Annotated in this window: 13 protein-coding genes; 6 read left to right on the top strand and 7 right to left on the bottom strand. The window is 42.2% G+C overall.

Annotated elements, in window-relative coordinates; all coding sequences use genetic code 11:
* The first annotated feature begins 44 nt into the window (after positions 1–44).
* Positions 45–1,736 (top strand): NAD+ synthase, encoded by a 1,692-nt coding sequence (locus JMX97_RS09040; protein WP_201557196.1) that lies wholly within the window; start codon positions 45–47, stop codon positions 1,734–1,736.
* A 227-nt stretch (positions 1,737–1,963) separates the two neighbouring features.
* A complete protein-coding gene (locus JMX97_RS09035; protein WP_201557194.1) occupies positions 1,964–3,238 on the top strand; it encodes a hemolysin family protein in 1,275 nt (424 codons plus the stop codon).
* A gap of 42 nt (positions 3,239–3,280) precedes the next feature.
* Here JMX97_RS09035 and JMX97_RS09030 read toward each other — a convergent pair whose 3' ends face one another.
* The gene (locus JMX97_RS09030; RefSeq protein WP_201557259.1) at positions 3,281–3,997 is read right to left on the bottom strand and encodes a YggS family pyridoxal phosphate-dependent enzyme; all 717 of its coding nucleotides are present in this window, start codon (positions 3,995–3,997) and stop codon (positions 3,281–3,283) included.
* Positions 3,998–4,431: 434 nt separating this feature from the next.
* Here JMX97_RS09030 and JMX97_RS09025 point away from each other — a divergent pair, with 434 nt between their 5' ends.
* On the top strand, positions 4,432–5,487 hold the full coding sequence (locus JMX97_RS09025) for a type IV pilus twitching motility protein PilT (RefSeq protein WP_201557192.1): 1,056 nt from the start codon (positions 4,432–4,434) through the stop codon (positions 5,485–5,487).
* 175 nt (positions 5,488–5,662) lie between these two features.
* Positions 5,663–6,784, top strand: a complete 1,122-nt coding sequence (locus JMX97_RS09020) for a PilT/PilU family type 4a pilus ATPase (protein ID WP_201557190.1) — start codon at positions 5,663–5,665, stop codon at positions 6,782–6,784.
* A 187-nt stretch (positions 6,785–6,971) separates the two neighbouring features.
* Here JMX97_RS09020 and fur read toward each other — a convergent pair whose 3' ends face one another.
* Complete coding sequence (fur, locus tag JMX97_RS09015; RefSeq protein ID WP_201557188.1) at positions 6,972–7,406, bottom strand: ferric iron uptake transcriptional regulator; 435 nt, start codon at positions 7,404–7,406, stop codon at positions 6,972–6,974.
* A gap of 326 nt (positions 7,407–7,732) precedes the next feature.
* On the opposite strand from fur, the gene JMX97_RS09010 reads away from it, so the two are divergent.
* Positions 7,733–8,197 carry an outer membrane protein assembly factor BamE gene (locus JMX97_RS09010; protein WP_413786400.1) on the top strand — a complete coding sequence of 155 codons (465 nt, stop codon included), beginning with the start codon at positions 7,733–7,735 and terminating at the stop codon, positions 8,195–8,197.
* Positions 8,198–8,251: 54 nt separating this feature from the next.
* On the opposite strand, the gene JMX97_RS09005 is transcribed toward JMX97_RS09010, so the two are convergent.
* The 4 genes from JMX97_RS09005 to JMX97_RS08990 all read right to left on the bottom strand — a co-directional run bounded on the left by JMX97_RS09005 (position 8,252) and on the right by JMX97_RS08990 (position 11,418).
* A complete protein-coding gene (locus JMX97_RS09005; protein ID WP_201557178.1) occupies positions 8,252–8,656 on the bottom strand; it encodes an RnfH family protein in 405 nt (134 codons plus the stop codon).
* Positions 8,656–9,798 (bottom strand): hypothetical protein, encoded by a 1,143-nt coding sequence (locus JMX97_RS09000; protein ID WP_201557176.1) that lies wholly within the window; start codon positions 9,796–9,798, stop codon positions 8,656–8,658. The genes JMX97_RS09005 and JMX97_RS09000 overlap by 1 nt, the downstream gene beginning before the upstream one ends.
* A 233-nt stretch (positions 9,799–10,031) precedes the next feature.
* Positions 10,032–10,700 carry a c-type cytochrome gene (locus JMX97_RS08995; protein ID WP_201557174.1) on the bottom strand — a complete coding sequence of 223 codons (669 nt, stop codon included), beginning with the start codon at positions 10,698–10,700 and terminating at the stop codon, positions 10,032–10,034.
* A gap of 385 nt (positions 10,701–11,085) precedes the next feature.
* The gene (locus JMX97_RS08990; RefSeq protein WP_201557172.1) at positions 11,086–11,418 is read right to left on the bottom strand and encodes a c-type cytochrome; all 333 of its coding nucleotides are present in this window, start codon (positions 11,416–11,418) and stop codon (positions 11,086–11,088) included.
* Positions 11,419–11,951: 533 nt separating this feature from the next.
* On the opposite strand from JMX97_RS08990, the gene yihA reads away from it, so the two are divergent.
* Complete coding sequence (yihA, locus tag JMX97_RS08985; protein ID WP_201557170.1) at positions 11,952–12,707, top strand: ribosome biogenesis GTP-binding protein YihA/YsxC; 756 nt, start codon at positions 11,952–11,954, stop codon at positions 12,705–12,707.
* A gap of 107 nt (positions 12,708–12,814) precedes the next feature.
* Here yihA and JMX97_RS08980 read toward each other — a convergent pair whose 3' ends face one another.
* Positions 12,815–13,555, bottom strand: coding sequence for an HAD-IA family hydrolase (locus tag JMX97_RS08980; RefSeq protein WP_201557168.1), 741 nt, complete (start codon positions 13,553–13,555; stop codon positions 12,815–12,817).
* Positions 13,556–13,608 lie beyond the last annotated feature (53 nt).

Below are 13,608 nucleotides of genomic sequence, written 5' to 3'. Positions count from 1 at the left end.
TGCTTCACCAAATTTTAAACAATATATTGATAGGAACAATAACAATGTCAAAAGACACTGATACCCCTAACCTTACTCCCTCGAATGAGGATAGTAAGACTACTATGACCCAAGATACCGTCACTTTTGCCTTAGCTCAATCGCACTTTTTGGTCGGCGATATCACTACCAATGCCGAAAAAATGCGCACGCTAGCATTACAAGCGCGCAAGCAAGGTGCTGATGTTATCATCTTTCCAGAGCTGGCGTTACTAGGCTATCCCCCACAAGACTTACTGTTGCGCCCTAGTTTATCCGGTCGCATCAAAAGTGCTCTATCTACCTTAAGTGATATTGAAGATATCGTGATGATTGTCGGCTATCCCCATGTCGACCATCATGGCACGTTTAACTCCGCTGCCATCCTTCACAATGGCCATCAAAAAGGCTTTTATCATAAACAGTTCTTACCCAACTATGGGGTCTTTGATGAGCGCCGTTACTTTGATAAAGGGCGCAATCAAGTTTTATTTGACTATAAAGGTATTACCATTGGCCTACTTATCTGTGAAGATTTATGGGAAAAGAACCTCACTGCTGAGCTGAAGCAACAAGGCGCCGACCTTATTGTCAGCCTAAATGCCTCGCCGTTTGAATTGAAAAAACAAGACGCGCGCAAGACTATGCTGGCCAAGCGCAGTCGCGAGCACAAGCTGCCGATTATTTATGTCAATGCCGTTGGCGGTCAAGATGACTTAGTGTTTGATGGTGGCTCGATGGCGGTACAAGCTGATGGCACTATCGCTCATGAAGCACCACGCTTTATGAATCAGCTTATGCTAGCCAGCTTGAACGTCAATACCCTCAAGTTCAATACTCAAGTCAAAGCGCCACTATCGTTGAGCCGCGAGTCAGAAATGTACCAAGCACTGGTCGTAGGCTTGCGTGATTATGTCAATAATTCAGGATTTACCGGGGTGATCATCGGTTTGTCTGGCGGTATTGATTCGGCGTTGACCTTATGTATCGCGGTCGATGCACTGGGCGCAGACAAGGTCTATGCGGTAATGATGCCGTACGAATACACTTCAAAAATCAGCTTAGAAGACGCGCAAGCCCAAGCCCGTCGCTTAAACGTTTCTTATACGGTTTGTCCTATTTTTGATGCGGTTGAAGGTATTCGTCATACGCTTGCGCCGTTATTTAACAAGTCGCCTGCAGACACTACCGAAGAAAATATCCAAGCGCGCGCGCGTGGCGTCATCTTAATGGCCTTGTCTAACAAGTTTGGGCATTTGGTCATTACCACTGGTAACAAGTCAGAGCTAGCCGTTGGCTACTCTACCTTATACGGTGATATGGCGGGTGGTTTTGATGTGCTAAAAGACGTTTATAAAACCCAAGTCTATGACTTGGCAAGCTATCGCAACCGCCTTGAGGACACGCCAGTCATTCCTGAGCGCGTTATAACCCGTCCACCGTCAGCTGAGCTGCGTCCCGATCAAAAGGACCAAGACAGCCTACCAGATTATGAGGTCTTAGACGGTATTCTAAAATTATATGTCGATGAAGATATGGGCTATCAAGACATTATTGATAAGGGTTTTGACGCGGAGGTAATCGCCAAAATCATCACTATGGTCGATAATAGCGAATACAAACGTAGTCAGGCACCCATTGGTACTAAGATTAGCCACAAAGCCTTTGGTCGTGAACGCCGTTATCCCTTGGTTAACAAATGGTCAGTAAAAGGTTAAAAGCTCATCATTATTTTATCGTTTTATGTCTGTCATATTGAGACCTTAATACTGAGATAGCTTTAGTTTTTTACAAGAAACAATCGTCATTTTTTATAATCAGCTGGGTGCTTGCCCAGCTTTTTTATTATCTATATATAAAACCCTTCCTATTTATTCCAACTGGTTAACAGACTCTGTCTGTCTATTGTTATGTTTAATCCTACCTGTTTTTATTCGAGTACTTCATGAGCTTGCTAACTGCTAGTGTGTTTATTCTTTTATTAATTGCGCTAAGTGCTTTCGTTTCTGGCGCTGAGATTGCAATCGCGGCTGCTCGTAAGGTTAAGCTGCAAATCTTAGCAAAAGAAGGTGATGTACGAGCGCTTGTCGTCCTGAATATGCAAGAGCATCCCGGCAGCTTTATCACTGTTGTACAAGTGGTTCTGAACGCCGTAGCTATCTTAGCGGGTGCTATAGGTGAGTCAGCAATCAGTCCTTATTTGGGGCTTTTGTTTAATAACGAAGCGTTAGCATCTGTTGTGTCGTTTGTCCTAATCACTAGCATATTTTCCTTGTTTGCTGATTTGATGCCAAGACGCCTTGCTATGTCAAACACTGAAATTATGGCCGTAAAATTAGTACGGCCGATGATCTTTTTAATCTTTATCTTAAAGCCTATTATCTGGGTATTTAATGGCGCGGCGAACTTTATATTTAAGCTAATAGGCATCTCAACCGTACGCAACGACGATATGACTTCAGAAGATATTTACGCGGTCATGGACGCTGGTGCTGAAGCGGGCGTCATTAAGCATCAAGAGCATCATTTGATTGAAAATATTTTTGAGATGCAAGAGCGTACGGTAACTTCTGTAATGAATCCGCGCGAGCATATTGTTTACTTTGATACTCAGGCTAGCACTGAGCAAGTGGTCAAGGTAATGATTGAGCAGCCACATAATAAGTTTTTGGTCTGTCATGATGATGATTTAGAGCATATTACTGGCTATGTGGAGTCGCGTAGTTTTTTGGCCTTAGTGCTGGAGCAACAAGAGGTTTCCTTAACGGATAAGGCGCTATTAAAACCGGCGTTATTTATTCCTAATACCTTATCGCTATTTGAAGTATTAGAGATGTTTAAGTCTACGGGCGCTGACTTTGCGGTCATCGTTAACGAATATGCGCTGGTCGTCGGGGTAATTACTCTAAAGGACGTGATGAGTATCGTCATGGGTGAACTGGTAACGCTGGAGGAGCAGCCTATTGTCCAACGTACCGATAACTCGTGGCTAATCGACGGTATGACACCGATTGAAGATGTGATTCGCTCATTGGGAATCGTTAATCTGCCGAATAGTCAAAACTACGAAACTATTAGCGGCTTTATGATGTATATGCTGCGTAAAATTCCTAAAAAAACCGATACAATCGAATATGCCAATTTTCGATTTGAAATTATTGCCACAGATCACCTTAAAATTACTCAGCTGCTAGTCACTAAGTTTGAAGAGGTTATTTAGTAGTAACCAAAAGATACACTCTCTTTTATCAGCTGAATATTACTAAGCACGCGCGCCAAATATTGCTGTACCAACCCGCACCATAGTAGAGCCGTTGGTAACAGCATCTGCCATGTCGGCACTCATACCCATACTCAGCGTATCCCACCCACTCAGTTCTAAATGGGTGTTTTTCACTTCTTCAAATAGCTTTTTGGTTCGAGTAAAACTATTATTATCGGCTTTAGCAGGGATAATCATCAGACCCCGTAGCTGCAAGCGCTCATATCCTTTAATAGCTGCTATCAGATCTGGCAACTGCTCAGGGAGGCAACCTGACTTACTGTCCTCATCATCGATATTGAGTTGAATCAGTACATTAAGCGGCGGCATATCATCTGGACGTTGATCGTTTAACCGTTTGGCAATGATGTCGCGCTCAAGTGTTTGTACCCAGTCAAAATGCTCAGCGATATCGCGGGTTTTATTACGCTGAATACTACCAATATAGTGCCAAACTATCTCTTCACATTCAGGCTGATCTTTTAGAGTCGCCATTTTTTCAATAGCTTCTTGCAAATAGTTTTCGCCAAAGTGACGCTGTCCTTGACGGGCTAGAGTGGCTATCATTTCGGCAGGCTTGGTTTTAGAGACGGCAAGTAATGTCACCGCAGTTACGCTATCAGTGGCCGTACTCTTTGCTTGCGCGCATGCTTCGTCGACTTGCTGACAAACTTGTTGCCAACTATCAATTAGGCTATGTTTGTCAAAACCGTGCATATCAAGAGCTGCATCAAAATCACTCTTAGTCTCTTTAATGTTAGTTGAAGTATTGGTGGCGGAGCTATTAGTATCGTGATGATTAGAAGTAGCATTCATAAAGGGCTCACATAGATAAGACGTTTGATTGTTATTCGACTGTTGTTTGAATATTGTTGGGCCATTTTTATTAGAGGAGCTTAGTGTTGAATAAAGTTCGATAAAACAAACTCGTAAGCTGCTATTTTTGCATTTTATTGGCGTAGCAGATGGTTAAATGCCAACAGTCTTGTTATGATATTGTTACATGATTTAACGTATGCGGCTAAATACAATAGCGCGGGTAATAAAAGCAACTCAATATAAGATCATACGCTGAGATCTTATAATCATATTACAACTCTCTTCTGTGGTTCTTTTATTTTACCCTTATTAATTGATAGGAATGTCCGATTATGGCTGAAAAAAGCACTTTAAGTATCGAAGATTTGCTGCGCTTCACTGTCAAGCATAAGGCATCAGATTTACACATTTCAGCAGGGATGCCGGCGATGATTCGGGTCGATGGCGAGATGACACGTATCAATATGCCAACGATGACCCATAAAGTCGTGCATCAATTGATTTATGACATTATGAATGATAGGCAACGCGCCGACTTCGAAGAGTTTTTTGAGACTGATTTTTCTTTTGAAATCCCTAATTTAGCACGCTTTCGGGTAAATGCTTTTAATCAAAATCGCGGTGCTGGCGCAGTATTTCGTACCATTCCTTCTAAAGTTCTAACGATGGAAGACTTAGGCATGGGCGACGTGTTTAAACGGGTCTCAGACTTTAAGCGTGGCGTGGTGCTAGTGACAGGTCCTACTGGCTCGGGAAAATCAACCACGCTGGCGGCAATGATTGACTATATTAATGAGACCCGTAAAGAGCATATATTAACGATTGAAGATCCGATTGAATTTGTTCACGAATCCAAAAAAAGCTTGATTAACCAACGTGAGGTGCACCGCGATACCTTAGGTTTTGATGCGGCCCTACGTTCCGCTTTGCGAGAGGATCCAGACATTATCTTGGTTGGGGAGCTACGTGACCTTGAGACCATTCGTCTGGCATTGACAGCAGCTGAGACCGGTCACTTGGTTTTTGGTACCTTGCACACCAGCTCAGCGGCTAAAACCATTGACCGGGTGATTGACGTGTTCCCTGCGGCTGAAAAAGATATGATTCGCGCGATGTTATCGGAATCGCTACAAGCCGTTATTTCACAAACGCTCTTACCTCGTCAAACAGGCGGCCGTATCGCCGCTCATGAGATAATGCTGGGCACCCCCGCTATTCGTAACTTGATACGTGAAAACAAAATCGCGCAAATGTATTCCTCTATCCAAACCGGTGCAGGCGATGGCATGATTACGCTTGATCAAACGCTTAAGAACTTAGTGGCCAAAGGCACGATTAGTAAAGACGTTGCCCGTCCTTATGCCAAGCAGCCAGAAGCATTTTTATAATATCAATAGTGCATAACTATTAACTTTTTAACGAGTTTTATGCTCGCTGATCTTACTCTTTACTAATCTTACTCTTTATTGATTTCAGTTTTTGATAATTAGCTTGAATAACTGTTACTGTTAAAAAGTTATTTGAGATCATTTTTACTCCATTTATTCTGAAGACAGGTACGGTATGGACTTTGATAAACTGCTACAGTTAATGATCAATAAAAACGGTTCTGATTTATTCATTACCGCTGATGTGGCACCTTCCATGAAAATAAATGGACAGATTTTGGCGGTCGGTAAAACACCCCTCAATGCTGAGCAAACCATGAATTTGGTTAAAAGTGTCATGTCAGAAACTCAGCAACAAGAGTTCGACGAGACCAACGAGTGCCAATTTGCTATCACCGATGAAGCAAAAAACGCCCGATTTCGAGTCAGTGCTTTTATGCAGCGAGATATGGCTGGGATGATTTTACGGAAAATTGAAAATAAAATACCTACTGTTGAGGAGCTACGGCTGCCACCGGAATTGAAAGAACTGGCAATGAAAAAACGCGGTATTATTTTATTAGTCGGCGCAACAGGTACCGGTAAGTCCACCACGCTTGCTTCAATGATAGGACACCGCAATCAGAATTCTCATGGCCATATCATCACTATAGAAGACCCTATTGAGTTTGTACATCAACACCGTGGCTGTATTATTACCCAGCGTGAAGTAGGTATTGATACTTTATCCTTTGAAGCCGGTTTAAAAAATACTTTGCGCCAAGCACCGGATGTCATCTTAATCGGTGAGATTCGTAATCGTGAGGTGATGAGCTACGCCATTCAATATGCAGAAACAGGACATTTAGTGTTTGCAACCTTACACGCCAACAATGCCAACCAGGCTATCGACCGTATCATTCACTTTTTTGAGACCGAACGACACAATCAGTTGTTTATGGATTTATCGCTTAACCTACAGGCGATTATCGCACAGCAGCTTATTCCAACCCCTGACGGCAAAGGGCGCCGCGCTGCTATTGAGATTTTACTAAACTCACAGCTGATCAGTGACTACATCCGCAAAGGCGAGGTTCATGAACTTAAAGAAGTTATGACCCGCTCACGTGATAGCGGTATGCAAACCTTTGATCAGGCGCTGTTTGATTTATACGAAAACGGCGAAATCACTTATCAAGAGGCGATTAAGCATGCTGACTCTCCTAACGATTTACGCTTAAAAATCAAACTTAGCAGTAAAAATAACACTCATAACTTAAATGAAGGTGCCGATAAGTTATCCTTAGATATCACCTAGGTATTGTTCATGGGTAAGCCTTAATCGTAGCTAAGTCTTACCCATAGCTGAGTCTTACTCATAAATGGATATTATTGGTACAATAAAAAAACGGCCCCATGTGAGAGCCGTTTTTTGTCTGTTGTTCATGCTAAGCTTTTATAAACCTGCGTTTTTAAAAACCTACAGATTTATAAATCTAAACTAACTATCTCGCACTGTCTTGGCATTCTTGGTTATTACAAATACCATAGAGAACCAATGAATGTCCTGAAAGTTTAAAGCCATGCTCGTTTGCCACTTTAACCTGCTGTTCTTCGATAGTCTCATTATGAAACTCGATAATCTTGCCACAAATGTCACAAACCAGATGATCGTGATGTTCATCTTGGGTAATCTCAAATACTGATAGATTATTTTCAAAGTTATGGCGTTCGACAATACCCGCTTGCTCAAACTGCGTCAGCACTCGATAGACAGTCGCTAAGCCCACATCCTCACCTTGTGCGATCAGCGCTTTATAAACTTCTTCTGCACTCATATGATGCAGTTCTGCACTCTCAAGCAATTCTAAAATTTTGATGCGCGGCAACGTTACTTTTAATCCCGCTTTACGTAAATCTTGATTGGTAAAAGAAGCCATAATATCCCTTCTGACTGTTAAAGTCTTAGCAAATAAAAACTTAAAAAATATAAGATAAATAATCGTTGATGGTTGTCATTTACTGGCGATTAGGAATTAAAATGAGGTCCAACCGGCTTATCCTAAGCCCTTTGTTAGCGTATCCTTCTCTATAAATCCTACCGCAAGTCTATGAATTTAAACTATAAACGGCCGAGTACATTAAGTAGGATTTAGTAAATAATGTCGTAAGTGGTAGGCAATTGCAAGTAAATGACGTATCATTTATCGGTGATTGCCGGTAAGCCTAGCATCAAATGCACTTAGCCGCGCCCAACCCATTTTTTATGAGTCATCTTATCATGATAAAGCCGTTAACTTTTCGTCCGCTTAATCTTCGTCCGCTTAATCTTCGTCCGCTTAATCTTCGTCCGCTGAGCCGTTCAAGCGCATTACGCAAGCTTGTTATTACTGGTATGCTTAGCGCAACTGTTGCCATGTCTGGCTGCTCATTGCTTAGTGTTTATAAGATTGATTTGCCACAAGGTACGCCCATTACTCAAACACAAGCGCAAAAGCTAAAAGTAGGCATGAACCAAAACCAAGTACTTTATATCTTGGGTAGCCCTGCGATTAGAGATACCCTTGAGCCTAATCGTTGGGATTATATCTACGATTACCAAGCAGGGACAGAAGGTCAACGTAAAGGTATCGCCGATGTCAAAAACGCCAGCCAACATTTAATCGTTTACTTTGATGCTAATGGGGTGGTCACTCGCATAGAAGGCCTTGAGTCTCTACCTGCTTCATAGTTGCAAAAACTATGGCTCTTCAGATAAAGTAAGCTTAAATACTGATTACCAATTTTACTGTTTAGCGGATACTTTGCTTTTGCGCTGAGACATCGGATCAGCGTTTAAGCTACGATAAACCTCAATACGATCAAAAGGCTGCAACTGATAGCTGAGTGGCTGCTTCTGCGCATAGATGCCTACATGCCACAGCTTAGCAGCGGGCGTAATAATGTTTGCTACTTGCTCACACCATATTGCTAACTCTGCAAATTGTTCCAACCAACCCGCTTGCGCCAACGTCTCATATAATGTCGCGCCCTTACTAACTTGTAGGGTCAGATAATGTTGGCGCTGCGCATCCTCAGCATAAGCTAAATATACTGTTATCAAATTTGATTGCTGAAATTGCGGCTCAATGAGGCCGTTAATATCAGTATTATTATTAGTATCAGCATCGTTATCAGTACTACTAGACATTAGCTTAACCACTGAATTATCCAACCTATCAATGCCAAGATTAGCGCTATTGGTACAATCAAACGAATCGCTATCCGCCATAAATTATAGAACGCTTCATTGCCGAAGTTTAAAGACTTACGCAAATGGCTGATTTTCATCCGCCAGCCAGCAAAGACAGATAATAACAATACCGCTATGCTGCTGACAACTACCAAAAGCCCAACCAGCCAAGTAGTTGGTATCGCTATCACCAATACCAAACCTATCGCTAAAGTCATCAACAAGCTGACCACTAAACCAAATTTATGCGCTAACTGCTGGGTGCTATAATGTAACAAATAGCTGGCGACAAATAATACCCCAACCCAATATAGTAACTGGCCAATCGGGGGCAGACTCAAACCACTAATGAATAAGGCAATAACGCCAATAACCAATTGTAATAGCCAAATGGGTAACACCAGTTTAGTAGCCCGATAGACACTAGGTCCCTTTGGTGCACGAGATTTCGAGGTATTATAGTGGTCCTCTTCTACCGCTGTTGTTGTCTGCTTGGTCACCAAATTCTGACCAAACCAATACAGCCCCGTACCCGCGCCAACACTGACTAGAGCTAAGGCGACCGCACGCGCCCATTCACTCAAGCTGATATTAGTCACGGCAAAGTTAATGTCTGGCAGACCGTTTGCGACCCCCAGTACCAACCCTAAGAGCATCAACCCTAAGCCAATCGGCAACGGCGCAATACCCAGCAAGCTTAACAATAAAACAATGACCATCAAGCCACCCGCAACGGCAAAGCTTGGCACGGTAGGAGCACTATTAAGCTCAGTCAAAGCAGCTAGTATTCCGCTACTGGCGCCTGATATCACTAGCGCGGCAATAACAATCGCTACTAGCGCAGCCAACCAACCAAAACTGCGCCATAATGGACTGGCATCGGCCTCACGTGTTAGCTTTTGCATTCCTGCCATAGGCGCATCCACACTACGATAGGCCAATGCTATCTCAGCATAAACGACTGGTAACGACACCAAAACCATAGCTAATAGCCAGAGTAACCAAAAATCAATTTCACCAATTGAGGCAGGTGCAAACCACCTAAATAGCAATAATGGCAGTAGTGCAGCGACAAAATACGAAGCATAGCGGATCATCATAATTTCAATCCAAACAACCAAAAATGAATAATGTAAATAATAGAAGTGGCAGAAGATAGTAATAGCGATTCATAGCAGACCTATCGGCTAAAACTCATATACCTATCTATACTATAAGGAGATACAGCTATAAAAAAACCCCGAAATCGGGGTTTAATGACTAAATAATACTTGCTCTAAAATCAAAAGCTTTTAGACCATAGTTAATTTAGTAATTACTAGATAATTATCAATTAATGAATAGCGCTCACATAATCGGATAAAATACGTATGTCGCGATCTGATAGCCTAGAAGCTACTGTTTGCATCATACCCATTTCGCCTTCTTTGCCGGCGTCATTGACCCTTTTCTGATCTTCACTATCGATGTCATCGTTACGGCCAGCAGCACGGAACAGTTTCAACTGAGTAGCAATATATTGAGCATGCTGACCGCCTAATCGCGGAAATGCAGCCCAAGCGTTACCCGCCGCATCTGGACCATGACAGCCTGCGCAACCAATCACATCGCGTGACTTGTCACCACCTAAGAATATCTTAGAGGCTTCTTGCGTGGTTGCAGGATTACCAAAACCAACACCCCAAGGTGCTTGGCTAGAATAATAACCTGCCACATTGGCTAAGTCTTGCTGTGACAAGTTAGCCACTTGCGACTGCATAATACCGTTTTTTCGGTAGCCTGCCTTAAAGTTGACCAGTTGTTTATATAAATACTTAATGTTTTGACCGCCCAGATTGGGCTGGGTAGGAACAACGCTCACTCCATCAACACCGTGACAGGCGGCACATTGCGTTTCTGCGATTTGTTTACCGGCACTAATGTCATATTCAGGAACAGTGATAGCAGCTTGTACGCTGAAACTTGCAACGCATAAGCTGGCGGCAGCGATTAACTTTTTCATTGATACAAATCCTACTAACTCGATGTAAGTATAGTTTAGAGTGATTGTAACTTAAAGTAATAGTAACTCAGAGTAATAGTAACTTATAATAATCATAGCCACTTAGAGTAATTATACTAATAAGACATTTGGTACAAGCCCTGCGCCAATCTATTATTTAGCAAGGTAACCCATACATCTTGAGGTCTTTATCACAAACAGCCCGAAAGCACTTAATAATATCAGGGTTTATTTTCAATTATTATAGCAAGACTTTATAGTATTTGCCTACTTAATCGTAGCATCTAGCGGTTTTTCTATCTACACTGCAGCAGCGTACAGATTAAAAAAGCAAAAAGCGCATAAAGGTGGTTAAACCTGCGCTTTATATTGTCCACTTGAGCCATTATTTGCTCATATAATCAATCAGTTTGCGATAATCATCATCGCTACAATTGTCACATAGCCCGCCCGCTGGCATTTGAATCATACCGCCTTTAACAGATTTGACTAATGCTGGCATACCTTTTTGTTTTATAATCTGTTGCCATCCGGTGCTATCGCCTTTTTTGATGGCACCTAGCGCGCCACTATCGTGACAGGCAGCACATGAGTTATTATAGGTGGTCGGAATATCAGCGGCAGCAGTGCTTATCATTACAGTACTAATGGCAAGCGCAGTGATACCTCTAACTAAAGTACGACTTATTTTAGAGAAAAGCGTGGTGATTTCATACATGAGACACCTCTTTTAATCCGTTTAACCGACTGTTCAAGTAAATATTGTAACAATATATGTCGACTTAATATAGATAAATCAGGTTTAACTTTAGTAAATGGTGCTAATTATGCCGATAACTTTTGCTAAGCGCCTACACATTTTAGTGTTATGCTGTCACCAATATGATGCTTGTAGCAGGTATTTCAGTAGATCAGTTGGGTAATAGTATATAAAGATCAGTAACTCAAAACGACCGTTTTTGTTACTACATACAACTAGTTGTATACGAATAACAGTCTCTCATACTATATCCACTAAAAGCTATGCTTTAATACCTAACTATAGTTAAGCCGCTTTAAAATATGTACAGAATAACTGGTAGAAATTTTCGCAGCCTCTGGAGTGACGCAGTCACACAGCAAGCTAGAAAAATTTCTGCCAGTTATACTAAACTATGTGTGTACCCGTTTTATTAAGTTCTGACTATATCTAAAACCTTTGACTACTGTATCCCACTTTATTTTTAATTTTTGAATGTTAACGAGTCATTTATGAGTACCCCGTTTAAAGATGTTGCCGCCGAGCATGCGGCTTTCAATACCAAAGCCCGTCAGCGCATACAGCAAACTGAGTTTATGACCTCAGCGCCTACTTTTCGTCTTTGTCCCCCTGATGCAGGGCTAGAAGTGGCCTTTGCAGGTCGCTCAAACGCCGGTAAATCCTCAGCCATTAATGCGCTGACCAATCAGCGGCAATTGGCTCGTTCTTCTAAAACGCCCGGTCGCACGCAGATGATTAACTTTTTTAACATTGGCGATACCGATAGGCGGTTGGTTGATTTGCCGGGCTATGGTTACGCTGCCGTGCCGCTTGAGATGAAAAAAGAATGGCAAGTGGAGCTAGAGGAATATCTAGTATCACGCTCAAGCCTAGCAGGTTTGGTGTTGATGACCGATATTCGTCATCCCCTAAAGTTTTTCGATGAGCAAATGCTGTTTTGGGCAAAAGCAGGCGAATTACCTGTCCATATTTTGCTGACTAAAGCAGACAAGCTCAAATATGGCGCTTCTAAAAACGCCCTACTTAATACCCGCCAAGCCCTGAAAAAATTAGGGTTAGACTGTACTATTCAGCTGTTTTCAGCGCTTAGGAAAGAAGGCCTTGATGAATTAGCGGGAGTGATGGGAAATTGGTACGAGTACAAACTTGACGATGAGAAATTTGATAAAACATCTTTCGATGAACAAGCTCTCACTGAACAAGACGGTATTGCTCAAACAGAAGATGAGCCGAAAGACGCAAAATAAACCTAACTGGTAATAAACAAAAAAGGGATTTATCGCTATTAACGATAAATCCCTTTTTTTTGTTATTGTATTTTACTTGTGATGTTTTACCCTATCTGCATAACGAACTATTCACATAACAGCTCAGCCAAAACTTGCGGGGTATCCACTTGATAAGTTGGCTGCTGCGCGGCGAGCTCATTACTAGCTGCCGTGCCATAATTGACCGCAATGCTGGTCATGCCTAGCTTATTTGCCATTTGAATATCATAAATACTGTCACCGATAAATACGGCATCGGATATTTGCTGTTGTGTATAATTTAAGATATCGGTAAGCATCTGCGGATCAGGTTTAGAACCAGACTCATCCGCGCAGCGCGTGATCTCAAAATAATCGTGACTGCCAGATGCCTCTAATACTCGATCAAGGCCCCGACGTTTTTTACCGGTTGCTACGGCCAACTGTTTGCCTTGTTGTTGCAAGGTTTGCAACATATTTTCTATAGGGCTAAAGAACGGCGTACGGTGGCTGTTAGGAATGTAATAATCAGCATAGCTTTGCTGGATGGCCAGTTTTTGCACATCCGTTGCTTCAGGATATAAAATTTCGATCCCTGTAAGCAGACTCAGACCGATAATATCTTTTACCGCTTGATCAGTAGTATGAAAACCGTGCGCCTCGCCAGCCACGTGCATAGACTCGACGATTAAACCGATTGAGTCCATCAGCGTGCCATCCCAATCAAAGATAATCAACGTTTTGGTCGCTAAGTCATGTGTAGTCAAAGTCTTGTCAGCCCCGTCAGTCTGAGTATGAAGATGGAGCGATGTAGACTGAGTAGCGTGATTAACGTTTGACTGACTCATAGATTGACCTTAACGACTAAAGTTTAAAGATTAGCATCTAAACAGTAGCCGTT

This window comes from Psychrobacter sp. 72-O-c, from assembly GCF_904846605.1.
Classification (GTDB): domain Bacteria; phylum Pseudomonadota; class Gammaproteobacteria; order Pseudomonadales; family Moraxellaceae; genus Psychrobacter.
The sequence above is the reverse complement of the archived record's forward strand: the minus strand, read 5'-3'. Positions and strand labels throughout refer to the sequence as shown.